The sequence below is a fragment of the Spirillospora sp. NPDC049024 genome (genome assembly GCF_040649235.1).
GTDB lineage: Bacteria > Actinomycetota > Actinomycetes > Streptosporangiales > Streptosporangiaceae > Spirillospora.
Genome location: NZ_JBEZFD010000038.1, coordinates 20236 through 43636 on the forward strand (window position 1 = coordinate 20236; position 23401 = coordinate 43636).

The 23401-nt window shown below is 75.0% G+C and carries 21 protein-coding genes and 1 pseudogene; 4 read left to right on the plus strand and 18 right to left on the minus strand.

What is annotated here, in order from left to right; genetic code table 11:
* The first annotated feature begins 40 nt into the window (after positions 1–40).
* A complete protein-coding gene (locus AB0C21_RS41175; RefSeq protein WP_500211739.1) occupies positions 41–769 on the plus strand; it encodes a hypothetical protein in 729 nt (242 codons plus the stop codon).
* 21 nt (positions 770–790) lie between these two features.
* On the opposite strand, the gene AB0C21_RS41180 is transcribed toward AB0C21_RS41175, so the two are convergent.
* A complete protein-coding gene (locus tag AB0C21_RS41180; RefSeq protein ID WP_500211741.1) occupies positions 791–2392 on the minus strand; it encodes an adenylate/guanylate cyclase domain-containing protein in 1602 nt (533 codons plus the stop codon).
* A gap of 74 nt (positions 2393–2466) precedes the next feature.
* Positions 2467–2961: a winged helix-turn-helix transcriptional regulator gene (locus AB0C21_RS41185; RefSeq protein WP_500211743.1), complete on the minus strand. Its 495-nt coding sequence runs from the start codon at positions 2959–2961 to the stop codon at positions 2467–2469.
* A gap of 93 nt (positions 2962–3054) precedes the next feature.
* On the opposite strand from AB0C21_RS41185, the gene AB0C21_RS41190 reads away from it, so the two are divergent.
* Positions 3055–4443: an MFS transporter gene (locus AB0C21_RS41190; protein ID WP_500211745.1), complete on the plus strand. Its 1389-nt coding sequence runs from the start codon at positions 3055–3057 to the stop codon at positions 4441–4443.
* A gap of 2 nt (positions 4444–4445) precedes the next feature.
* Here the strand turns inward: AB0C21_RS41190 and AB0C21_RS41195 are convergent, their stop codons facing one another.
* The 3 genes from AB0C21_RS41195 to AB0C21_RS41205 are packed head-to-tail and all read right to left on the minus strand — an operon-like array spanning position 4446 to position 7142.
* Positions 4446–5843: a vWA domain-containing protein gene (locus AB0C21_RS41195; protein WP_500211747.1), complete on the minus strand. Its 1398-nt coding sequence runs from the start codon at positions 5841–5843 to the stop codon at positions 4446–4448.
* A 1-nt stretch (position 5844) separates the two neighbouring features.
* Positions 5845–6714, minus strand: coding sequence for an AAA family ATPase (locus AB0C21_RS41200; RefSeq protein ID WP_500211748.1), 870 nt, complete (start codon positions 6712–6714; stop codon positions 5845–5847).
* On the minus strand, positions 6711–7142 hold the full coding sequence (locus tag AB0C21_RS41205; protein ID WP_500211750.1) for a hypothetical protein: 432 nt from the start codon (positions 7140–7142) through the stop codon (positions 6711–6713). The genes AB0C21_RS41200 and AB0C21_RS41205 overlap by 4 nt, the downstream gene beginning before the upstream one ends.
* 128 nt (positions 7143–7270) lie before the next feature.
* Here AB0C21_RS41205 and AB0C21_RS41210 point away from each other — a divergent pair, with 128 nt between their 5' ends.
* The gene (locus AB0C21_RS41210) at positions 7271–7615 is read left to right on the plus strand and encodes a hypothetical protein (protein WP_500211751.1); all 345 of its coding nucleotides are present in this window, start codon (positions 7271–7273) and stop codon (positions 7613–7615) included.
* A gap of 31 nt (positions 7616–7646) precedes the next feature.
* On the opposite strand, the gene AB0C21_RS41215 is transcribed toward AB0C21_RS41210, so the two are convergent.
* The 11 genes and pseudogenes from AB0C21_RS41215 to AB0C21_RS41265 form a co-directional block, all read right to left on the minus strand.
* Entirely contained in the window at positions 7647–9851 is a 2205-nt protein-coding gene (locus AB0C21_RS41215; protein ID WP_500211753.1) for an acyl-CoA dehydrogenase family protein, read from the minus strand.
* 76 nt (positions 9852–9927) lie between these two features.
* Positions 9928–10932 carry a TerC family protein gene (locus AB0C21_RS41220; RefSeq protein ID WP_500211755.1) on the minus strand — a complete coding sequence of 335 codons (1005 nt, stop codon included), beginning with the start codon at positions 10930–10932 and terminating at the stop codon, positions 9928–9930.
* A 225-nt stretch (positions 10933–11157) separates the two neighbouring features.
* Positions 11158–12351 (minus strand): glycosyltransferase family 4 protein, encoded by a 1194-nt coding sequence (locus tag AB0C21_RS41225; RefSeq protein WP_500211757.1) that lies wholly within the window; start codon positions 12349–12351, stop codon positions 11158–11160.
* Positions 12344–13960 (minus strand): murein biosynthesis integral membrane protein MurJ, encoded by a 1617-nt coding sequence (gene murJ / locus AB0C21_RS41230; RefSeq protein WP_500211758.1) that lies wholly within the window; start codon positions 13958–13960, stop codon positions 12344–12346. The genes AB0C21_RS41225 and murJ overlap by 8 nt, the downstream gene beginning before the upstream one ends.
* A 94-nt stretch (positions 13961–14054) precedes the next feature.
* The gene (locus tag AB0C21_RS41235) at positions 14055–15089 is read right to left on the minus strand and encodes a hypothetical protein (RefSeq protein ID WP_500211760.1); all 1035 of its coding nucleotides are present in this window, start codon (positions 15087–15089) and stop codon (positions 14055–14057) included.
* A gap of 4 nt (positions 15090–15093) precedes the next feature.
* The gene (locus AB0C21_RS41240) at positions 15094–16050 is read right to left on the minus strand and encodes a copper transporter (RefSeq protein ID WP_149258101.1); all 957 of its coding nucleotides are present in this window, start codon (positions 16048–16050) and stop codon (positions 15094–15096) included.
* Positions 16047–17285 (minus strand): putative cytokinetic ring protein SteA, encoded by a 1239-nt coding sequence (gene steA / locus AB0C21_RS41245; RefSeq protein ID WP_500211762.1) that lies wholly within the window; start codon positions 17283–17285, stop codon positions 16047–16049. The genes AB0C21_RS41240 and steA overlap by 4 nt, the downstream gene beginning before the upstream one ends.
* A gap of 165 nt (positions 17286–17450) precedes the next feature.
* A complete protein-coding gene (gene recN / locus AB0C21_RS41250) occupies positions 17451–19157 on the minus strand; it encodes a DNA repair protein RecN (protein WP_149258099.1) in 1707 nt (568 codons plus the stop codon).
* A gap of 211 nt (positions 19158–19368) precedes the next feature.
* A pseudogene (locus AB0C21_RS41255) lies at positions 19369–20256 on the minus strand (NAD kinase); the annotation flags it as partial.
* 112 nt (positions 20257–20368) lie between these two features.
* Positions 20369–21172 (minus strand): TlyA family RNA methyltransferase, encoded by an 804-nt coding sequence (locus tag AB0C21_RS41260; protein WP_500211764.1) that lies wholly within the window; start codon positions 21170–21172, stop codon positions 20369–20371.
* Complete coding sequence (locus tag AB0C21_RS41265; RefSeq protein ID WP_149258096.1) at positions 21165–21413, minus strand: hypothetical protein; 249 nt, start codon at positions 21411–21413, stop codon at positions 21165–21167. Before AB0C21_RS41265 ends, AB0C21_RS41260 begins: the two co-directional genes overlap by 8 nt.
* Before the next feature lie 113 nt (positions 21414–21526).
* On the opposite strand from AB0C21_RS41265, the gene AB0C21_RS41270 reads away from it, so the two are divergent.
* On the plus strand, positions 21527–21868 hold the full coding sequence (locus AB0C21_RS41270; protein WP_500211766.1) for an SCP2 sterol-binding domain-containing protein: 342 nt from the start codon (positions 21527–21529) through the stop codon (positions 21866–21868).
* A gap of 29 nt (positions 21869–21897) precedes the next feature.
* Here AB0C21_RS41270 and AB0C21_RS41275 read toward each other — a convergent pair whose 3' ends face one another.
* Both AB0C21_RS41275 and AB0C21_RS41280 read right to left on the minus strand, forming a co-directional pair.
* Positions 21898–22899 carry an HAD-IIA family hydrolase gene (locus tag AB0C21_RS41275; protein ID WP_500211778.1) on the minus strand — a complete coding sequence of 334 codons (1002 nt, stop codon included), beginning with the start codon at positions 22897–22899 and terminating at the stop codon, positions 21898–21900.
* A 56-nt stretch (positions 22900–22955) separates the two neighbouring features.
* Entirely contained in the window at positions 22956–23399 is a 444-nt protein-coding gene (locus tag AB0C21_RS41280) for a tetratricopeptide repeat protein (RefSeq protein WP_149258094.1), read from the minus strand.
* Between the last annotated feature and the right edge of the window lie 2 nt (positions 23400–23401).

A 23401-nucleotide genomic window follows, 5' to 3' on the forward strand; every position in this document is an offset into this window, starting at 1 on the left:
TCCCCGGTGGCGGGCGGTCGTCCAGAGCCGGGAGGGTGCGATGCGGGGCAGGGCACCGCTGGCGCTCCTGCTCTGCGGGGCCGTCGCGGGGTGCGGCCAGAGCGCGCGCGGCGCGGACGTGCCGCCGCCGGTCGCGCCCCCCGCGTCGGCCCCCACCGTGAGCCCGCCCTCCGCGACTCCGGTCCCCACGGCCGCGCCTGACAGGGCCGTGCCGCTCGGACGGGTCCGAGGGTGGCGCATCACCACCTATTACACGGCGCTGGAGAGCCTCTACCACGGCGCCCGCAAGCCGGTGCGCGGCTGCGCCCGCTTCCACTGCTCGCACGGGAAGACCCCCCTCGGCTCGTACCCGAAGGACTTCCTCAAGGTCGTCCAGACCGAGGGCAGCGGGCGCATCACCGAGGGGCCTCAGGCCGGCCGGTACCTGAACTGGTCGCACAGCGTCGGCTTCTGGCTGGACGACACCACCCGCGACTCGCGCGGGCAACCGCTGCGGCCGTGGGCGTCGGCGGCGGCCGACAAGTCCGTCCTGGCGCGGGGGCAGCGGTTCGCGATCGTCGACTGCGGCAGGGACGGCAACGGCCGCCCGATCGAGGACGAGGTGTGCGCGGCGTTCCGGAAGGCGAACTGGACGGTCACCGACCTGTTCCGCCCCGGATACGGCGGCGAGAACCACGCCGACGTCTACATCGGCGAGGAGAAGGGGCCGCGGCTGGCCGAGTCGCCCTTCTACACGACGCTGAGCGGCGCCACCCTCGGGCCGTCCTAGCCCGGTCGCGCCCTGGAGCCCTTAGGACGGGACGCGCTCGACCGGGCGAGGTGAGGCCAGGCGGGTCGCCTGCGTCCGGCCCCGCAGGGTGACCTCCTCGCCGAGCGACCAGTGCGCCGCCTCGTCCGGTCCCGCCCGGGCGACGAGCGAGCCCGCCGCCAGCACGCGCTCGGGGGTCGTCTTGGCCAGGTCGGTGAGGCGGGCCGCCTCGTTCACCGGGTCGCCGATCACGGTGTACTCGAACCGCTCCTCCGCGCCGATGTGCCCGGCGACGGCCTCCCCCGCCGAGACGCCGACGGCGGCGCGCAGCGCCGGGACGTCCGCGCCCAGCCGGCGGGCCAGTTCGCGGGACGCGGCGAGCGCGCGGGCGGGCGCGCCGTCCAGCGGGAGCGGCGCCCCGAAGATCGCCAGCGCGGCGTCGCCCTCGAACTTGTTGATCCAGCCGCCGTGGTGGCCGACCACCTCGACGACCACGGCGAAGAAGTCGTTCAGCAGCCGGACGACCTCGGCGGGCGGCCGGTCGGCCGCGAGCCGGGTGGAGCCGATGATGTCCACGAAGATCACCGCGACCTCGCGCAGCTCGCCGCCGAGGTCGATGCCGCGCTCCACCGCGACGCGCGCGACGTCCGCGCCGACCTGGCGGCCGAACAGGTCGCGCAGCCGCTCGTGCTCGCGCAGCCCGGCGGCCATGTGGTTGAACCCGGCCTGGAGCAGCCCGACCTCGCTGGCGTCGTAGACGGGGACCTCCACGTCCAGGTCGCCGCGCTCGATCCGGGCGAGGCCGAGCCGCACCGACTCGACCGGGTCGGCGATGGCGCGGGCGGCGCCGTAGGTGATGCCGAACCCGACGACCAGCGCGATGCCGCCGAGCGCGAGGACCGCGACGGCGAACTCCCGCACGGTGATCCTCGCGATGAGGAACGAGCCGACCGCGAGGGTGATCAGCCCGAGGATCGGGACGGCGGTCCCGAGGCTCCAGGCCAGCACCGAGCGGGCGACGACGCCGGGCAGCCCGGTCCGGCGCGGCATCTCGCTGCGCAGCGCCGTGGTCACCGCGCGCCGCAGCAGCCGCTCGGTCAGCAGGTAGACGACCGTGCAGGTGGTGAGGCCGCCGAGCAGGCTCGTCAGGCCCAGCTTGACGGCGAGCAGGCCGGAGAAGGGGGCGTTGATGACGACCCAGCCGACCGTCCCGATCCCCCAGAGCGTCAGGTGCAGGGCCATCAGCCGCAGCGGCCCGTACAGCAGCAGGGAGCGCTCGTGCCGGTCGGGCTCGTCGTGCTGCTCGACCAGGCGCCGGACGCGGCGGAAGAACCGCTCGCCGAGCAGGAGGCCGACCGGCACCGCCGCGGTGACGTAGACGGTGAAGACGACCAGGTTGACGAACCGGAGCCGTTCGGACACCGCGCCGACGGGGTCGGGGACGACGACGGCGAACGCGAGCACGACCAGCGCCCCGCCGAGGTTCGCCAGCCCGGTGGAGATCCGCACCAGCACCCTGGCCCGGTGGGCGATCTGCGCGCGGGTGTCGTCCGGGGCGCCGTCGATCAGCCGCCACAGGGGACCGAGCAGGCTCCCCGGGCGGCGCCTGGTCCGCGGAGCGGGCCTCGCCCGTTCGGTCCTCATGAGCGAGGAGGTTATCCGGTCGGATCCCCACGGACTCCACCGCCGGCGAGCGACCTCGGGGAGGGATTGCTCACTCAGGTGCGGATCGGCTCCAGGAGCCGGTGCGGGTTGCGCAGGAGCATGCTGACCGGGTCGGTGCGGCGGCGGACGCCGGGCCCGGCGTGGATCTCCAGTTCCTCCGGCCCGACGTGCCTCCCGCACGCCGCGCACTGCCCGTCCGGACCGATCTGGGTGCCGCAGGCGAGGTGGACGAAGACGCGGCACGGCTCGGCGGACAGGTGGTCCTCGGCCCAGCGGGCGAGGGTGTGGACCACGGGCCACAGCTCCTTGCCCATCTCCGTCAGCACGTAGTCGTGGCCGTCCTTGATCAGAACGCCGGCGTCGACGAGCGACTGGAGCCGCGCCGACAGCACCGCGCGGGGGATGTCCAGGTGGACGAGGAAGTCGCTGAAGCGGCGGACGCCGTAGAAGGCGTCCCGGACGATGAGCAGCGTCCAGCGCTCCCCCACGACCTCCAGCGCACGGGCCAGCGAGCAGTCCTGCGCCGCGTAGTCCTTGCCGAGTGCCATGCCCACCACAGTACCCGCCCGGGGGTTCATTGATTGAACTCACTCGTGCTACGGTCACCCCATTCGGTTCGTTCAATGAACTCAGGAGACCGCATGACGACCCTGGCGACCCCCCTCGCCGCGCGCAGAGCGCCGGGCACCGCCGCCGCGCTGGCGCTGCCCGCCGCCGCCACCCTGCTCGCCCTGATGAACTACTGCGCCCCCGCGGCGACGCTGGCCGACACCGCCCGCGGGCTGCGCGCCGGGGCGACCGCGCAGATCTGGCTGATGAGCTCGATCAGCCTAGGGCTCGCGGCGGCGCTGCTCGCCGCCGGCAGCCTCGCCGACGACCACGGCCGCAAGCGCACGTTCGTGGCCGGCGCGGTGGCGCTCGCCGTCTCCAGCGTCGCGTGCGCGCTCGCGCCCAACGCCGCGGTGTTCATCGCGGGCCGCGTCGCGCAGGGCGCGGCCAGCGCCGCCCTCCTGGTGACCGGGCTCGGCATCATCGGCGCATCGTTCGCGGCGGGGCCGTCGCGGGCGCGGGCCACCGGCATGTGGGGCGCGATGGTCGGCCTCGGCATCGCGCTCGGCCCCATCGCGGCGGCCGTGCTGACCTCGGCCGGGGGCTGGCGGCTGTGGTACTGGGCCACGGTCGCCGCGTCCGTGCTGCTCGCGGCGGCGGCGTCCCGCGCGCTCACCGAGTCGCGGGCGGACCGCCCGCGCGGCGTGGACCTGCCGGGCCTTTCCACCATGAGCCTCGGCGTCGCGGCGCTGGTGGCCGCGATCACCTGGGGCCGCGCCGGCTGGACGGCCCCGGGCGTCCTCGCGCTGTTCGCCGCCGCGGCGGTCCTGCTGGCCGCGTTCGTCCTCGTGGAGTCGCGGCGCAGGGAGCCGATGGTGGATCTGGGGCTGTTCCGGCGGCCGGCGTTCCTGCTGTCGGTGACCGGGGCGCTCGTCACCGGGCTCGCCGTGATCGGCGTCATGACCTACCTGGCGACGATGATGAGCCTGGTGATGGGCCTGTCGGCCGTCGCGGCGGCGCTGGTGCTGGCGATCTGGTCCGCGCTGTCGTTCCTCGTCGCCCTGCAGGCGCACCGCCTGCCGGCGCACCTGCCGGTCCGGCGCCTGCTGGCCGCCGGGTTCGCGCTCGCCGCCGTCAGCGAGTTCGCGATGGCGGACCTGGCGCCGGACGCGCACTGGTGGCGGCTCGTCCCCGGCCTGGCCGTCGCGGGCGTCGCGAGCGGCCTGACCAACGCGATGCTCGCCCGGCTGGCCGTGGAGAGCGTCCCCGCCGACCGCGCGAGCATGGGGGCCGGCGCCAACAACACCGCCCGCTACATCGGGGCGTCGCTGGGCGTGGCGATCGTCGGGGCCATCGCGACCGGCTCGGGGCACGACCCGGCCTCGCTGGCGCACGGCACGAACGTCGCGATGGTCGTCTCGGCCGCCACCGCCCTCGGCTACGCCGTCCTCGCGCTGGTGATCCGGGAGCGTGCCCGCTGAGGCTAGGCGAGCTCCTCGATGAAGGCGGCCAGCTGCGTCAGGTTCCGGCACTCGTACATGGGGAGCAGCTCGCCGTAGCGGGACGCGGCGGAGTCGCCGGTGTCCCACTGGGCGCGCGGCTCGGGGTTGAGCCAGTACGCGTGCCGGGCCCGGTCCACCATCGACCGCACGATCGGCAGGGACAGCTCGCCGTAGTTGGAGCGGGCGTCCCCGAGGATCAGCAGCGACGTCCTCGGGGTGACGGCGTCGCGGTACCTGTCGTCGAACACCTTGAAGGCGTGGCCGTAGTTGGACCGGCCGGTGATCCACACGAGGTCGGCCTCGGCGGCGAGGCGGGTCATCGCGTCCGTGACGTCCGCGCCCGGCGCGAAGTACTTGGTGATCTCGTCGGTGGCGTCGATGAAGGCGAACGCGCGGACCTTGGTGAACTGCTCGCGCAGGGCGAACGTGAGCAGCAGCGTGAAGTGCGCGAACGCCGACACCGAGTCGCTGGCGTCGCACAGCACGACCAGCTCGGGCCGGTGCGGGCGGCGGGGCCGGTGGTGGGTGGTCAGCGGCACTCCCCCGCTGGCCAGGGACGCGCGGACCGTCCGGCGGAAGTCGAGCCGGCCGCGCCGCCCGTGCCGCTGCCGCTGCACGAGCCGGGACGCCAGCTTGCGCGCCAGCGGATACACCTCGCGGCGCAGCGCCTCCATCTCGGCGCGGGTCGCGCCGGCGAAGTCGAGCCGCTCCAGCGGCGGCCGGACGGCGATGCGGGCGGTGCGCTCGACGCCGGTGTCCTCGGCGATGCGGCGCCGCACCTCGCCCGCGACGAGGTCGGAGAACCGGGCGATGCGGTCGCGGAAGGTCCGGCGCGCGACGCGCTCGGCCATGCCGCCCCGCTCCCGCCCGGTCAGGACCGCCTCCAGCAGCCGCGCCATCAGCGTCTCCGGCGACAGCGCGCTCAGCACGCCCGAGGAGAACCACGACTCCTGCCCCGGCGTCCGGCCGTACTCGGCGACGGCGAGCCGGGCGAACTGCCGCAGCCCGGCGTCGTCCCCGGCGAGCAGGAGGTCGGCCAGCTCGGCGCGGCGCCGCTGGACCTGCGGGTCGAGCGCGGCCGGGACGGGACGCCCGTCGTCGTCCACCGTCCGGGCCGGGCCGTCGTCGTCCCGCACCGCTCCCGCCCCGTCCCCGACGGCCGCCGGGAACCACAGGTCGAAGAGCGTGTCGAACGTGGGGCGGTGCTGAGGCCTCTTGACGACCGTCGCGGCGTAGGCGGCGCGCACCGACTCGCGGTCGAGCAGGTCGACGGCCTGCAGGGCGCGCACCGCGTCCAGCCCCTCGGCGACCGACACCGGCAGCCCGGCCCGCCGCAGCTCCGCGACGAACCCGGTGTGCCGGTCGACGAGTGAGGCCATGTCAGCCGCGCAGCCCGAGTTCCTTGGCGGCGCGCTCCTGGTCGGAGACGTGCTTGAGGACGACGCCGAGCGTGCGGCCCACGGCGGCCTCGTCCAGGTCGTCCAGGCCGAGCGCGAGCAGGGTGCGCGCCCAGTCGACGGTCTCCGCGATCGACGGCGCCTTCTTGATCTCCAGGTCGCGCAGCGTGCCGACGGTGCGGACGAGCTGCTCGGCCAGCTCCGCCTCGATGCCCGGCACCTGCGCGAGGACGATGTCGCGCTCCCGGTCGGGCGCCGGGTAGTCCAGGTGGAGGTAGAGGCAGCGGCGCTTGAGCGCCTCCGACAGCTCCCGCGCCGCGTTCGAGGTGATCAGCACGAACGGGCGGCGGACCGCCGACACCGTCCCGAGCTCGGGGATCGTCACCTGGAAGTCCGACAGGACCTCCAGCAGCATGCCCTCGACCTCGACGTCGGCCTTGTCCGCCTCGTCGATGAGCAGGACGGTCGGCTCGCTGCGCCGGATCGCCGCCAGCAGCGGCCGCTCCAGCAGGAACTCCTCGGAGAAGATGTCGTCGTGGGTCTCCTGCCAGGCGCGGTCCGACGGCGCCGCCTGGATCGCGAGGAGCTGCTTCTTGTAGTTGAACTCGTAGAGCGCGCGGGCCTCGTCCAGGCCCTCGTAGCACTGGAGCCGGATCAGCTCCGCGCCGGTCGACGCCGCCACGGCCTTCGCCAGCTCCGTCTTGCCGACGCCCGCGGGCCCCTCCACCAGCAGCGGCTTGCCGAGCGCCTGGGCGAGGAACACCGTCGTGGCGATCGACTCGTCCGCGAGATAGCGGACCTCGGCGAGCCTGCGCCCCACATCGGCGGGCGAGGCGAACATCGCGTCGGTCATCCCTTGCCCTTCCGCGCGGCGGCCTTCTTGTAGGTCTGGTTGGTCCCGGCGAAGACGAGCGACGCCTTGTCCTCGCTGAGCGCGACGCCCCAGTAGGACGCGGTCTTGGGGTCGCCGCCGTTCCACGAGAAGCGGAACTTGCCGCCCCCTTCGGGGATGGCCGTGCCGCTCCACAGCTTCTGCCTGCCCCGCACCCACACGCCGCTGCCGTCGGCCTTGAACTGGAAGTAGTCCTTGGCCGCGCCGATCCAGACTCCCACCAGCGGCTTGACGTCGGCGGGCTGCACCGCCGGCAGCGGCGCCAGCGTGGTGGGCGGCGCGGACGGGGCCGCGTCCGCGGCCTCCTTCTCGCCGCCGCAGCCCGTGAGGGCCAGCCCGGCCGCGGCGGCGCAGGCGGCGAGGACGGTCGAACGGGCCCGCACTGTCACGGAGACCTCCGGTTTTCCTGGGACAAGAGCGGAATCCTACCCGCGCGTCCGCTCATCCCTGAGGGGTAGCCCGCACATGGCACCGAGGGGTGACGCCCGCGCCCGGTCGATCCGCCTATAACGGTGTCATGACGACCCCACGACTGCCGCGCGAGGACCTCACGGCGGCCATGGCGGCCCGGCGCGAGTTGGGGCCCGACTACGACGACGCCTTCATCGAGACGGTCGTCGAACGCATCGAGGAGACCCTCGACGCCCGCGCGGCCGCCGCGCCGCGCCGCCGGCGCCAGGTCCCGGTGCCGGAGCCCCGGCGCGGCGACCGCGATCACAGCCTCGCCCTGGCGGTGCTGTCGCTGCTCGCCGCGATCCCGCTGAGCGCGATCGGCGTCGTCAACGCCGGCCTCCCCGGCCTCATCTTCGCCCTAGTCGGCATCGTCCTTATCAACTTCACCTACACCTTCCGCCCGCGGTGACCCAGGGGGTCGCCCCCCTGGGTCCACACCCCTACTTGCCTGGTTCGGGGTCTCGGGGGAGGCCGAGGATGCGTTCGCCGATGATGTTGAGCTGCACTTCCGTGGTGCCGCCGTAGATGGTCATCGCTCGGCTGAACAGCATCGCGCGGCCCACGATGCCGCTCTCGGCCATCGGGACCTCGGTGGCGGCGGCCGTGCCCTGCGCCGCCCAGCAGTAGTCGGCGACGTCCTGGTTGAACTGGACGCCGAGCAGCTTGCGGACGCTGGCCTCCGCGCCCGGCTCCACGCCGTTCAGCTGCTTGAGCGTGGTGCGCAGGCCGAGCAGGTCGATCGACTGGCCCTGGGCGACGAGCCTGCCGACCTCGGCGGCCGCGACCGCGTCGAGCTTCCGGTCGGCGAAGAACCGCAGCAGCTCGGGGACGCCCATGCCGAGGCCGCCGCCGGTGGACAGCGACACCCGCTCGTTCGACAGGGTGTTGCGCGCGACCTGCCAGCCCTGGTTCACCTCGCCCACCACGCGGTCGTCGGGGACGAAGACGCCGTCCAGGAAGACCTCGTTGAACAGGGCGTCACCCGTCAGCTCCCGCAGCGGGCGGACGTCCACGCCCTCGGACTTCATGTCCACGAGGAAGTAGGTGATGCCGTCGTGCTTGGCGGCGGACGGGTCGGTGCGGGCGATGCAGAAGCCCCACTCGGCGTGGTGGGCGAGCGACGTCCAGATCTTCTGGCCGGTGAGCTTCCAGCCGCCCTCGACCCGCTCGGCCTTCATCGACAGCGACGCCAGGTCCGAGCCGGCTCCCGGCTCGGAGAACAGCTGGCACCACACGATCTTCCCGCGCAGCGTCGGCCGCAGGAACCGCTCCTTCTGCTCCTCGGTCCCGTAGCGGACGAGCGAGGGCACCAGCCAGGCGCCGATCCCGAGGTTCGGGGTCTTGACCTTGGCGGCCCGCAGCTCCTGCTGGATGAGGATCTGCTCGACCGGCCCGGCCTCGCGGCCCCACGGCCTCGGGAAGTGCGGGACGGTCCAGCCCTCGTCGCCGAGGCGCTCGGCCAGCGCCTCCTTGTCGTCGATCGCGGCCAGCTCGGCGATCTCGGCGATCTCGGCGCGGATCCGCTCGCGCAGCGGCTGGGCGTCCTCGTCCAGCTCCAGCACGACCTCGCGGCGCCCGCCGCCGAGCGCCAGCTCGGCGACCTTGGCGGACCAGCCCTTGGACGGGCCGAGCAGCGCCCGCAGCGTCAGCGCGCGGCGCAGGTAGACGTGGGCGTCGTGCTCCCAGGTGAAGCCGATGCCGCCGAGGATCTGGATGGCGTCGCGGGCGGTCTGCACGCCCGCGTCCAGCGCGATGACGGCCGAGACGGCGGTGGCGAACCCCGCCTCCTCGGTCCCCTCGTCCAGAGCGCGGGCCGCGTCCCAGGCGGCGGCGCGGGCCTGCTCCAGCGCGATCAGGCTGCGGGCGGCCTTGTGCTTGACGCCCTGGAACTGCCCGATCGGGCGGCCGAACTGCTCGCGTACCTTCGCGTACTCGGCGGCGGTGCCGACCAGCCATCCGGCGAGGCCCGCGGCCTCGGCGCCGAACAGCGCGGCCGCCAGGTCCTTCACCCGGCCGGTGGTGAGGCCGTCCAGGACGCGGTCGGCGGCCACGGCGGCGCCGGAGACCTCGACGGACGCGACGCGGCGGACCCGGTCGAGGCTCGGCACCGGGGTGACGGCGAGGTCGGCGGCGTCCACCGCGACCCACTGCTCGCCGTCGTCCACGGCGACCGGCAGGACGAGCACGTCGGCGAGCGCGGCGCCGAGGACCGCGGCCGCCGTCCCCGACACCACGAGCGAGTCGCCGTCGCGGCGGCCGGTCAGCTCGCCGTCCAGCGCGACGGCCGCCGTCCGCGACCCGTCGGCGAGGCCCGGAAGCAGCTCGGCGCGCAGCTTGGCGTTGCTGGAGGCGTCGATGACCGTGCTGGCGAGCACGGTCGGCAGGAACGGCCCGGGCGCCGCGGCGCGGCCCAGCTCCTCCAGCACGACCGACAGCTCCAGCAGGCCGAAGCCCTGCCCGCCGTGCTCCTCGTCCAGGTGCAGGCCCAGCAGGCCCTGTTCGGCGAGGGCCGGCCAGAAGCCGGGCCTGGTCTCCTCGTCCGCGTCCAGCGCGGCCCGGACGGCCGCCGCCGGAATGTTGCGCTCGGCGAAGCCGCGCACCGATTCGGCGAGCGCCTCGTGCTCCTCGGTCAGCCCGATGGCCATGCGTCAACCCTCTCTCGACCGTTTTGACCGAGATTCTAGAACAGCATTCGGATGTTGTGGGGACGCGGCCCCGCTCTCAGTTCTCGCGTGTCGCGCCGGTCTCGGCCTCGGTGGCGGTCTCCGCCTTCGGGAGCGGCTCCCGGGAGACCCTGGGGCCGGCGGCGAGGCTGGCGACCGTGGTGGCGACCAGGGTCCCTGCGATCACGGCCAGGGACAGCCAGGTCGGGATGTCCGGCGCCCACCCGACGCCGTACTCGTGCAGCGCGTGCAGGATCAGCTTGACGCCGATGAAGCCGAGGATGAACGCCAGCCCGTGCGCGAGGTAGACGAGCCGGTCGGTGAGGCCGCCGAGCAGGAAGTACAGCTGGACGAGGCCCATCAGCGCGAACGCGTTGGCGGTGAAGACCAGGTAGGGCTCGGTCGTCAGCCCGAAGATCGCGGGGATGGAGTCCAGCGCGAACAGCACGTCGGTGGAGCCGATCGCGATCATGACGATGGCCATCGGGGTGAGCATCCGGCGCCCGTTCCGGCGGGTGAGGAACCGGCTGCCGTCGTACTCCTCCGACGTCGGGATGACGCGCTTGGCCCACCGCAGCAGCGCGTTCTCCTTGAACTCGTCCTCGTCCCCGCCGCGCACCAGGCCGATCGCCGTCCACACCAGGACCGCGCCGAAGATGAAGAAGACCCAGGTGAAGGTCGCGATGGCGGCGGCGCCGACGGCGATGAACGCGCCGCGCAGCAGCAGCGCGATCACGATGCCCGCCATCAGCACGGTGTGCTGGGCGTGCTTCGGCACCGCGAACCGGGCGAGGATCACCATGAACACGAAGAGGTTGTCGACGCTGAGGCTCTTCTCGGTGACGAAGCCGCCCGCGTACTGCGCGGCGTACTCGCCGCCGTAGAACGCCCAGACGCCGAGGCCGAACAGCACGGCGAGGCCGATGTAGACCGCCGACCAGAACGCGGCGCGGCGGGTGGTGAACTCCCGCGCGTCGTTGCGGTGGATCAGGAACAGGTCGGCCGCGATGATCGCAAGGATCACCGCGATGGTGGCGCCCCAGACGAGGGGGGATACCGACAACGTGAACACCTCCGGCGGACATGAGACGAGCGCCGGAGGTCTCTCCCGCCCTGGGATCGGCACGGGCCGCGGAACCCGGGCCGGCATGGGCCGACCGTATTGACGAGAACCGCGCGCAGGGATACTCCCCTCCGCTTACCTGCTTCAACGCGGCCCGCACCGGGGCGGTTCCCCCGCCCCGCGATTTTCCGGCCCCGATCCGAACCGGGGCGCCGGAGACCGCGTCTAAGGACCGGTCAGCTCCAGGTACAGCTCCGCGAGCTGGTCGACGGCGTCGTCCTCGCCGGGCAGCAGCGCCGACCGGTGGGCGGCGGCCGCGCCCAGCCGCGCCGCGAGGGCGGGGTCGTCCAGGACGCGGCTCACGGCGCGCCCGAGCGCCTCGGCGTCGTTCGGCGGCACCAGCAGCGCCGCGTCGGACTCCGGCCCCTGCAGCAGCGGGCCCCTCTCGGACCGCTCCTGCGCGCCCAGCATGCCGGGGATCCCGCCGACGCGGGTCGCGACCAGCGGCCGGCCCGCCCGCAGGATCTCCTGGACGACCAGCGGCTGCCCCTCCCACACGCTCGGCACGACCGCGACGTCGCAGGCGGCGAACAGCCCGGCGACGTCGGAGCGGCGGCCGAGCAGCCGGACGGGCAGGTCCTCGGCCTCGATCCGGGCGCGCAGCTCGTCCTCCAGCGGCCCGTCGCCGGCGATCGCGACGAGCGGCGGCGGGGTGCGTCCCGCCCACACCGCCGCGGCGTCCAGCAGCGTCGGCAGGCCCTTCTGCGCGGCGAGCCGGCCGACGGTGACGACCAGGGGCCGCTCCCCCGCGCCCAGCTCCGCCCGCACGTCGGCGCGGACGGCGGGGCCCGGCTGCGCCTGCGGCGCGGGCGCCGGGACGATCGCGTGCCCGACCGACCGGGCGCCGAGGGCCCGCATCCGCTCCTCGAGATCGGGCGAGACGCCGAGGACGCGGGTGGCGCCGCGCGCGACGACGCGCTCCAGCAGCCCGTAGACCGCGGCCGTCATGCCGCCGGTGATGACGGCGTTGTGCAGCGTGACGACCAGGGGCGGGCCGCCCCGCGCGAACCGCAGCGGGCCCGGCACGACGCGCGCGCACGCCGCCGCCGCGAGCGCCCCGGCGCGCAGGCCGTGGGCGTGGACGACGTCGGCGCCGCGCAGCAGCCGGCGCAGCCGGGCGACGGCCCTGGCGTCGCCCGCGGGCCGGGGCCGGTCGGCGAGGTCGACCTCGGCGAACCGGGCGCCGGCGGCGCCGAACCCGAACAGCTCCTCGGTGGCGGCGGGCCCGCACACCACGACGCGGGCGCCGCGCTCGACCAGGCCCTCGGCGACGGACCGGACGTGGCGGCCGACGCCGCCCGCGCTGGTGCCGAGGACGAGCGCGACGCGCAGCCCGTCCAGATCCTGCCTGTCAGACATTGCGGACGACCTTCCGGCTGAGGACGGCCCGCAGGTCCCGGCCGTCGATCACGAATGCGATGACCACGAAGACGGCGCCGGCGACCAGCGCGGCGAGCGCCCCGGTCCCGACGTTGCGCAGCTCCGCCGCGGGGCCCGTCCCGCCGAGGCCGAGCAGCGCGGCCGTCGCGTACCCGGCGGCGCCGCCCGCGGCGGCGCCGAGCAGCCCGGCGGCCAGCGCCCGCGGCACGCCCCGCACCGCCGCGGCGCCCCGCGCGCGCACCAGCGTCACGAGCAGCAGGACCCCGGCGACGGTCATCCCGACGGCGTTGCCGACGCCGAGGGCCGCGACGACCCACTGCCGGTCGACCGACAGCACCAGCGCGACCTCGGCGACCATGACGACGGTCCAGCCCGCGACCACGGCGGTCGCGCCCATCCGCCCCTTGTGGCAGGCGTACAGGACGCGGCCGAGGTGCGCGACGAGCCCGTAGCCGAGGAGGCCGGGCGCGAACGCGAGCACCGCGCGCGACAGCACCTCCTGCTGGTCGGGGTGGCCGGGGTTGAACACCGCCGCGACGGGGACGGCGACGGCGGCCAGCGCGGCGGCGCCCGCGCACGACACCAGGATCACCGCGCGGGTGGTGGACGCGGTGACCCGGTCGAACCGCTCGTGGTCCGCCGCGCTCATCCGGGCCGACAGCAGCGGGAACGCGCTGGTCGCGATCGGCACCGCGAGGATCGCCCACGGCAGCAGGTAGACCGCCCACGCGTACTGGTAGTTGGCGAGCGCGCCGCGGGTGCCCTGCGAGCTGAGCCGGACGACCAGCAGCGTCGCCAGCTGCTGCGCCGCGACCGTCGCGATCCCGGCCGCCGCGAGCCGCCGCACCCGCCGCGCCACCCCGGGAGGAAAGCGCAGGGCAGGCCGCAGCCGCAGGCGCAGCCGCCATGCCGCGACCGCCGCCGTGGCGGCCATCGCGACGCCGCCGAGCGCCGTCCCGACCGCCAGCGTCAGCTCGGCGCCGAGCGGGAGCCCTGCCAGGTCGTTCTCGTGGCCCCTGCCGAGCGGCGCGTAGACGACGTAGGCGCCGATCACCACGAGGCTGGAGACCAGCGGCGCGAGGGCGGGCGCGACGAACCGGCGGTGCGACTGCAGCAGCCCGTACAGCACGACCGCGATCCCGTACATCACCATCTGCACGGACTGGATCGCCAGCATGTCGCCGCCGACCCGCACCACCTCGCCGCGCGAGCAGCCCTGCGGGTGCTCGGCCACCGCCAGCTCCATGAGGGGGTGGGCGAGCAGCGCCATCAGCACCGACAGCGGCACCATCAGCACGACGATCCAGGTGAGCAGCGCCGACCCGATCCGGCGGACCTCCTCCCGGTCGCCGCGCTCGGCGGGCCCGGCCAGGACCGGGACGACCATGCTGGCCAGCGCGCCGCCCGCGACGATCTCGTAGACGCTGCTGGGGAGCTGCGTGGCGCTGAAGTACGCCTGGCTGAGGCAGGAGGTGGTGACCGTCTGGGAGAAGGCGTAGGTGCGGCCGAACCCCGCCAGCCGCGCCAGCACGGTGATGACCGCGATGACGACGGCGGCGCCGGCGAGCCCGCCGGTCAGCCGGCGCATGCCCGGCCGCCGCCGGGCCGGCGGTGGCGCTTGTGACGGGGGCACGGTAGGCGAAGGCACGCTCGTGGACGTCTGCGGGGGGCCGTGGGGCGGGCTAGGCGGGATCGGTGACGCCGTCGCCCACCGGGCCCGCCTGCGGCGGGACGGCCGGGCGGAACGCGTCCTCGGCGTGGGGCTTCTCGGAGTCCGCCTTCTCGGGCTCCGCCTTCCCGGTGCCGGCCTCGGCGCCCGGCCGCGCGGTCTCGGCCGGGGCCGGCGCGGGGACGGCGGCGGGGCGGCGGCCCAGCATGTCGATGCGGTTCAGCACCGGGTTGCCCGCGATGACCTTGGTGAAGCTGACGAACTCGCTGGCGGCGTTCAGCCCGGCGATCCCGGCGAGGACGGCGAGCCGCGGCCCGCGGCCGAGGCGGGTCGCGGCGAGGCCGAGCAGCGCGCCGAGCGCGTTGGCGCCGGTGTCGCCGAGCATCGCCCGCTCGCCGAGGTCCTCGGGGAGCAGCGCGGCGGCGGCGCCGAGCGGGGCGGCGACCACGGCGGAGCCGGACCGCGTCAGCGCCAGCGGCGTTCCCGCGATGAGGCCGACCTTCACGGCCCGTCCGGGGCGCAGGTCGAACAGGTTCATCAGGTTCGCGGACCCGGCGATGACGGCGCCGTTGACGAGGGTGTCGAAGGCCCGGCCCATCCGGCTCGGGGCGGGCGAGCCGGCGACGGCGGCGGCGGCCAGCCCGGTCGCGCCGATGCCGAGGATCTTCACCGCGCCGCTGGTCACCTCGCCGCGCGCGAGCGCGGCCAGGTGGCCCTTGAAGCCGCGGGAGGACGCCGAGCCGGCGAGGTCGTCGTAGCCGCCGAGGGCGCCGGCGCCGGCGCCGGCGAGCAGCGCGGCGGCGCGCATCCGGCCGGTGGCGCCGGGGGCGAGCAGCCCGGCCGCGGCGGCGCCCGCGACGAACGCGGGCCCCTCCAGCAGGGTGACCGGCTCGCCGCGGTGGTTGGTGCGGCCCCAGACCTGCTCGCCGGGCAGCCCGTTCAGGCCGGGCGGGCGCCGCGTCAGCGCCGCGTACGCGGCGCGCGCGGCCACCGCGCCCAGGCCGACGCCGACCGCCGGCCGCGTGCTCCTGGCGATGCCTCGTCCCATCAGGTCACCCGCTCTTCCCCGCCGTGGGCGCGGGCGAGGGCAGGTAGCCGCTCGCGCCGGCGCCCGTGCCGTACTGCCCGGACTTGCCGCCGATCTCGTTCTGCAGCGCCAGGATCGTGACGACCTGGCCGGCCGCGGTGTCCACCACGTCGACGGTGGAGACCGAGTCGGCGGCGTCGGAGTCGCGCAGCGCCGCGATCAGCCCGCCCTCCTGGGCGGAGGTCGGCGGGCCACCGACGACGGTACCGCGCCCGGCGGCGTCGAGTGCGGAGGCCAGCGAGATCAGTGCCTTGTTGTCGTCGCCGCCGCCCGCGTAGGCGTACGCGGCGGCGGGCGCGACCATGACGGCGAGGGTGGCGTGCTGGCCGGGCTTGCCGCTGGTGGTGACGTATCCGGCCTGCTTGAAGCCGTTGAGGACGGCGCCCCCGGCGGCGTCCTCGCGGCCGGACTTGGCCGGGTCCCTGGTGACGAGCGCGGCCGCGAGGACGGCGCCCGCCTTGCCGTAGGCGCCCGCGTTCTCCGGGAACTTCACCTCGTCGGTCTTGAGCTGGGTGGCGAGCTCGTCGACGGTGGTCTGCTGGTCGTCGTCCAGGAGCTTCTTCTGGATCGTGACGCGCCCGGTGACGGCGGCGCCGGAGTCCTTGGCCAGCCGGCTGACCTGCTCGATGCTGTCGTTGCCGGCGCCCGGCGTCTCGACCAGCACCACGGACTGGCCCTTGAGCCGGTCGGCGACGATCTGCGGCGAGAGCGCCTTGGTGAACTGCTCCTCGCCGTCCAGCTGGTGCCGCAGGGTGCGCTGGTCGAGCCGCGCCTGCTGGGCCGTCTTGGCGGCCGAGTTCGCCTGCTGGCGCAGGGTGTCGCTCACCGAGTTGGACAGCGTGGTGGAGCCCAGGACGATGCCGAGCGCCAGCGCGAGGAAGATCGCGACGATGGAGACGAGGTGGTAGCGGAAATCGATCACGTGAAGAGTCCGGTCAGCCAGAAGAGGAAGGCGTGCCAGCGGTCGGCGAGCAGGGGACTGATGACGTCCCCCGCCGGGGACATGGCGACGGCGGTGACGATGGCGATGAACGCGCCGAGGACGAGGAACAGCAGCGACCAGGTGGAGATCCGGCTGCGGTAGAGCCGGCTGACGCCCTTGGCGTCGACGAGCTTGCTGCCGACGCGGAGCCGGGTGAGGAACGTGCTGGCCATGCCGGCGCGCCCCTTGTCGAAGAACTCCTCCATGTTGGCGTGCGTGCCGACCGCGACGATCAGGGTGGCGCCCTTGTCGTCGGCGAGGAGCATCGCGATGTCCTCGCTGGTGGCGGCGGCGGGGAACACCACGGCGTCCTTGCCCAGCTCGTGCACGCGCTTCAGGCCCGGCGCGCGGCCGTCGCGGTAGGCGTGCACGACGAGCTCGGCGCCGCAGGTGAGCGCGTCGTCGGAGACCGAGTCCATGTCCCCGACGATCATGTCGGGGCGGTAGCCGGCCTCCATCAGCGCGTCGGCGCCGCCGTCCACCCCGATCAGCACGGGGCGGTACTCGCGGATGTAGGGGCGCAGGGTCGCGATGTCCTCGCGGTAGTGGTAGCCGCGCACCACGATCAGGGCGTGCCGCCCGCCGATCCTCGTGGCCACGTCGGGGACGCCGACGCCGTCGATGAGCAGGTCGCGCTCGCGCTTGACGTACTCCATCGTGTTGGCGACGAACGCCTCCAGCTGGGAGGCGAGCCCGGCCTTGGCCTCGGTCAGCGCCTCCTCGATGGACTCGGCGGTCTGCTCGGTGCCCTTGGCGACGACCTCCTCGCCCCGGTGCACGGCGGGCCCCTCGACGCGGACCTGGTCGCCCTCCTGCAGCTTGCTGAAGATCTCGGGGCCGACGTCGTCGACCAGCGGGATGCCCGCCTCGATCAGGATCTGCGGGCCGAGGTTCGGATAGCGGCCGGAGATGCTGGGCGCGACGTTGACGACGGCGCCGACCTCGCGCGACACCAGCGCCTCGGCGCTGACGCGGTCGAGGTCGACGTGGTCGATCACCGCGACCTCGCCGGGCTGCAGCCGCTTGGTCAGGTCCTTGGTGCGGCGGTCGAGCCGGACCGTGGAGCTGACCCCGGGCCGCCCGTCGTCGCGGCCGCGGCCCAGCGTGAGCACGCGCCGGGGCAGCCTCTGGGCCAGCCGGGCGCGCCGCTCCGCGGTGGGTGATGACTCGTTCATCAACTGCCATCCTGCCAGAGCACGGGAGCGGACGCCGGAAACGACGACTGTCCAGGCGTGTCCGTTCACGCACTCTCTGTAATCTTTGCCGGAGCGGGCGGCGGCCCGCGGCGGCGCTGACATGGGGTCTGACGTGCGGTCTGACGGGGGATTCCGGGGCCGCCGCTACCGTTCCTCGGCGGCCATGGCGAGCAGCTCCTCGGCGTGCGCGCGGCCGAGCTCGGAGTCCTCCAGGCCGGCGAGCATGCGCGAGAGCTCCCGGACGCGGCCCTCCCGGTCGAGGGCGGTGACGCCGCTGCTGGTGACGGTGCCGTCGTCGGACTTCTCCACCAGCAGGTGCTGGTCGGCGAACGCGGCGACCTGCGGCAGGTGCGTGACGACGATCACCTGGGCGTTGCGGGCCAGCCGCGCCAGCCGCCGCCCGATCTCCACCGCCGCCTTGCCGCCGACGCCCGCGTCGACCTCGTCGAACACGAACGTCGGGACGGGGTCGGCGCCCGCGAACACGACCTCGATCGCCAGCATCACGCGGGACAGCTCGCCGCCCGAGGCGCCCTTGTGCAGCGGCAGCGGCGGCGACCCGGGGTGCGGGGCGAGCCGCACCTCGACCTCGTCGACGCCGTGGGGGCCGTGGTCGCCGGTCGGGGTGACGGTGACGACGACGCGGGCGTGCGGCATCGCCAGCGCGGTCAGCTCCTCGGTGACGGCCTCGGAGAACCGCTCGGCGGCCCGGGTCCGGACCGCGGTCAGCTCCGCGGCCTCGGCGGCGAGCCGCTCGGTCAGCTCGGCGTGCTCGGACCGCAGCTCGTCGATGCGGTCGTCGTCGCCCTCCAGCTCGGCGAGCCGGGCCGCGGACCTGCGCGCCCACTCCAGGACCTCGGTGACCGTCCCCTCCGTCCCGCCGTACTTGCGGGTGAGCGCGGTCAGCTCGGCGCGCCGCTCCTGGACGGCCGCGAGCCGCGCCGGGTCGGCGTCCACGGACTCGGCGTAGGACGCCAGGTCGGTGCCGACGTCGGAGACCAGGTAGCCGGCCTCGGCGAGCCGGTCGGCGAGGGCCGCGAGCTCCGGGTCGTGGTCGCGGACCGCGTCCAGCGCGTTGCGGGCCTGGCCCAGCAGGCCGGTCACGTTCGCGGCCTCGAACGCGGCGGCCGGGTCGCCGAGCAGGGCCTCGTGCGCGGTGTCGGCGGCGCCGCGCAGCGCGTCGGCGTGCCCGAGGCGCTCCTCCTCGGCGGCGAGGTCGGTGTCCTCGCCGTCCTTGGGGTCGACCTTCTCGATCTCCTCCAGGCCGAAGCGGAGCACGTCCGCCTCCTGGGCCCGCTCGCGCGCCCGCGTGGTCAGCTCCTCCAGCAGCGCGCTGACCTGGCGGTGCCGCTGGTAGGTCTTGGTGTAGGCGCGCATCGGCTTGGTCAGCGAGCCGCCCGCGTACCGGTCGAGCGCGCCGCGCTGCCGCGACGACTGCAGCAGCCGCTGCTGGTCGGACTGCCCGTGCACGGCGACCAGGTCGTCCGCCAGGGTGATCAGCACGCTGACGGGGACGGACCGGCCGCCGAGGAACGCGCGGGACCGGCCCTCCGCCGACACCGAGCGCGTGACGATCAGCGCGCCGTCGTCGAGTTCGCCGCCGGCGTCCTCGACCCGCTCGACCACGCGGCCGCCCGGGTCGACGACGATGCGGCCCTCGACCGTGGCGCGTCCCGCACCGGGCCTGACCCGCTGCGGGTCGGCGCGGCCGCCGAACATCAGCCCGAGGCTGGTGACCACCATGGTCTTGCCCGCCCCGGTCTCCCCCGTCACCACGTTGAAGCCCGGCGACAGATCGAGCACGGCCTCGTCGATCACCCCGAGGCCCTGGATCCGCACCTCATCGACCATCGGACGCACCAGCGTCACAACCCTCCGCAACCAGATCCCCGATCAGCGCCTGTGGAGATTATCTCCTCTGCCCGCCCGCCGCCTCCCCGTCCGGCCCCGGGGACGCCCCCTCGGGCGGGAAGCCGGGCCCCGGGTAGCCGGCGATGCCCCCGGCCGCCGGGGCGTCCCCGACCTGCGAGTCGCCCAGCGGCGGGGACGGCCGGGACGGCTGCCGGACCCGGCCGCGCCAGCCCGTCACGGGCAGCCCGAACTTCGTGACCAGCCGGTCGGTGAACGGGGTGAGGTGCAGCCGCGCGAGCCGGACGGGCTCGGCGCCGCGGCGGACCTCGACCCGCGCGCCCGGCGGCAGGTCGAGCGTGCGCCGCCCGTCGCACCACAGCACCGCGCGGGGCGTGTCGGGCAGCACCTCCACCGCGACCGACGAGCGCGGCGAGACCACCAGCGGGCGCGCGAACAGCGAGTGCGCGCTGATCGGCACGACGAGCATCGCCTCCACCTCCGGCCACACGACCGGGCCGCCGGCGGAGAACGCGTAGGCGGTGGAGCCGGTCGGGGTGGCGCACACCACACCGTCGCAGCCCCAGTTGGACAGGGGCCGGCCGTCGATCTCGGCGACGACCTCCAGCATCCGCTCCCGCTCGGCCTTCTCGATGCTGGCCTCGTTCAGCGCCCACGTCGTGCCGAGGACGGTGCCGTTGCGGCGGGCGGTGACGTCGACGGTCATGCGCTCCTCGACGTCGTAGCGGCGGGTCACGACCCGGTCGACGGTGGCGGCGAGGTCGTCGCGCTCGGCCTCGGCGAGGAACCCGACATGGCCGAGGTTCACGCCGAGAAGCGGGGTGCCGGAGCTGCGGGTGAGGTCGGCGGCGCGCAGCAGCGTCCCGTCGCCGCCGAGGACCATGACGACCTCGGCCTCGTCGGCGGCCGCGGCGTTGCTGGGCATGACCTCCACGCCCGTGCAGCCGATGTCGTCGGCCTCGCCGTCCAGGACCCGGACGCAGATCCCGGCCTCGCTGAGCCGCTCGATGACCAGTTGGGCGCTGCGGACCGCCTCGGGCCGCCCGGTGTGCGTCACGACCAGCACCGACCTTGTGCTCATGCTCTCGCCCCACTCCCCGACGCTCTCCGGCGTACAGACGTCTGGACGAACGCCCCCGCGCGGGGCGTTCCCGGTTCGGACGCCCTCTGTACGCGCGGCGCTGCGCCGCCGCTCACTGCGGGCCCTCCGCGATGGCCTTCGCCAGGGCGTCCTCGTCCAGCGGAGGGGCTCCGGCGCGCAGCCACAGGAAGTACTCCACGTTGCCGGACGGCCCCGGAAGCGGGCTCGCCGCCACCCCGAGGACGCCGAGGCCGAGGGTCGCCGCGTGCCCGGCCACGCCGCGCACCGCGTCGGCGCGCAGCTCCGGGTCGCGGACGACGCCGCCCGCGCCGACGCGGTCCTTGCCGACCTCGAACTGCGGCTTGACCATGACCGCGTAGTCGGCCTCGGGGGCCGCGCACCGCTGGACCGGCCCGAGGACGAGCTTCAGCGAGATGAACGACAGGTCGCCGACGACGAGGCTCGGCGGCGCGCCGCCGAGCATCCGGGGCTCCAGGTCGCGGATGTTGACCCTCTCCATGACGGTGACCCGGTCGTCGGTGCGCAGCGACCAGGCGATCTGCCCGTACCCGACGTCGACCGCGTAGACGTGCGCGGCGCCGGCGCGGAGCAGGACGTCGGTGAACCCGCCGGTCGAGGCGCCCGCGTCCAGGCAGACGCGGCCCTTGACCTCAAGGCCCTGGAACGCCTCCAGCGCGCCGGCGAGCTTGTGGCCGCCGCGCGACACGTACTCGGGGCCGCCGCCGGCGTCGGCCACGACGATCGCGGACCCGGTCTCGACCTGCGTGGCCGCCTTCGCCGCGGTCTGCCCGCCGACGCGGACCCGCCCGTCGGCGATCAGCTGCCCGGCCTGCTCGCGCGAGCGGGCCAGCCCGCGGCGCACCAGTTCGGCGTCCAGGCGGCGCCGGCTACTCACGGGGGCGCAGGGCGTCGGGGAAGGCGGGCCGGGGCGGCGCGGGCCGCTCGTCCTGGCCGGCGGCCGCGAGGAGCTCCTGGAGCCGCTGGTGGACGTCCTCGAACACCTCCACGTGCGCGGGGACGGGCCGCCCGCCGAGCTCGCCGAGGAGGGCGACGGCCGCGTCCACGCGCGGGTCGCCGGTCGGGTCGGGCGGCGGCACGGCCGGGAACTCCGGCTCCTCCGCGGCCTCGTCGGACATCACGTTTACCTCCCAGTGCTCCCGGAGCCACGCGACGAGTCGCCTCCGGCTCACCATGAACGCTACCGTCCCTGAACGACATCGATGCCGGACGAACGGGGAACGGCCTGACCATGGCGAACGAGGAGGAGTGCCGTGCGGCGCTGGAGCGTATCGCGGCGCGCCTGGGGGAGGTCGACGCCGACCGGCTCGCCGAGCACGTCGTCGAGCGGACGATCAGCTGCCGTGTCGCGGACCTCGGGCTGGCCTACCGGACCCGGCTCCACGAGGGCGGCCTCGACCCGTTCGAGCACGACGACGACCCCAGGGCCGCGCAGGTGCGCCTCACCGTGGAGAGCGACGACCTCGTCGCGATGGCGTTCGACGAGCTGAACCCGGCCAAGGCGTGGACCGCCGGCCGCCTGAAGATCGAGGCGAGCATCTTCGACCTCCTCCGCCTGCGCAAGCTCCTCTGACCGCGGGCCGTCCCGCAGCGCCCAGGCCTTCAGAGCGAAAGGGTCTCCAGGGCCTCGCTGAACGCCTCTGCCGGCGGCGGCTCCTCGCCCTCCCAGGCGGCGGAGGCGAGGGCGCGGAGGCCGTCGTAGGGATCGCCGGATCCGCTGAGCGCGAACGTTCCGCCGTCGCGCTGCGCCGTCCAGCCGCCGCAGCGGTGGGCGCCGTCCTCCCGGACGGTCTCCGGATGCGGCACGAGCAGGCCGGAGAGGTCGGGCGCGAGATAGGTGGGGCGCCGGTGGGGCGGGGCGGTGAGCGCCTGCAGATGGCCGGTTACGCCGGTGAAGACGAGCAGGCTGTCGGCGCCGCCGTTGTAGGCGCCCTCGATGTCGGTGTCGAGGCGGTCGCCGACCACCAGCGGGCGCTCGGCGCCGGTGCGCAGGATCGACTCCTGGTGCAGCGGCCGCTCGGGCTTGCCGGTGACGACCGGCTCCACGCCGGTGGCGGAGCTGATCACGCGGAGGAGGGCCCCGTTCCCGGGGTGCGGCGGCCCCTCGCCGCCGGGGATGGTCAGGTCGCCGTTGGACCCGACGAACAGGGCGCCCATGCTGACCGCCTGGGCGCCTTCGGACAGCAGCCCGTAGCCGAGGTCGGGGTGGTAGCCCTGGACGACGGCGGCGGGGCGCCGCGACGCCGTCGACACCGGGCGGAGGCCCTGCTGGTAGAGGGCGTGGCGCAGGCCCATGCCGCCCACCACCAGCACCTCCGACCCGGCGGGCAGGCGCTCGGCCAGCAGCCGGGCGGCGGCCTGGGCCGAGGTCACCACGTCCTCCGCCTCCGCGGGGACGCCGACCTCGGTGAGCAGCGCGGCGACCGCCGACGGCGTCCGCGACGCGTTGTTGGTCACGAACGCCAGGCGCTGCCCGGCCGCGCGGGCCTTGGCGAGCGACTCCGCCGCCGCCGGGACGGGCCTGCGGCCGACGTACACGACGCCGTCGAGGTCGAGCAGGGCGACGTCGTACGCCTCGCTCAGGGGGCGTTCGCTGCCTTTCATCGGGCTCCTCATGCCTGGGATCGTACGGGGGGTGTTACCGACGGGTAAGGGGCGGGTCAGCGCCGGGCGGCGAGGGTGGCTCTGGCGTGCTGCAACGCCCGCGCGTAGTCCTTGTTCTCGGGGCGCATGGCCGCGGCGAGCGCGAGATGCTCGACGGCGGCCTCGAAGTCGCCCATCCGGCTGAGCGACAGCCCGAGCCCGAACCGCGCGTAGTCCTCGGCGGGCTCCTCCTCCACGATCCCGCGGAAGCTCTCGGCGGCCGCGTCGAACTGCCGCGCCCCGAACTGGGCGCGGGCGAGCGCCTCCCGGATGCTGTGCGACTGCGGTTCGGCCTCGGCCGCCCTGGTCAGCAGCTGGAGCGCCGCCGCGGCGCTGCCCGCCCGCAGCAGCTCCAGACCCCGCGTGTACCACTCGTAGACGCCGCCCTGCGGCGGGGCCGCGTGCTCGTCCGGGTCGTCGCCTGGGGAATCCTCCGGCCGTCCGGGTCCTTGAGTACTCATGT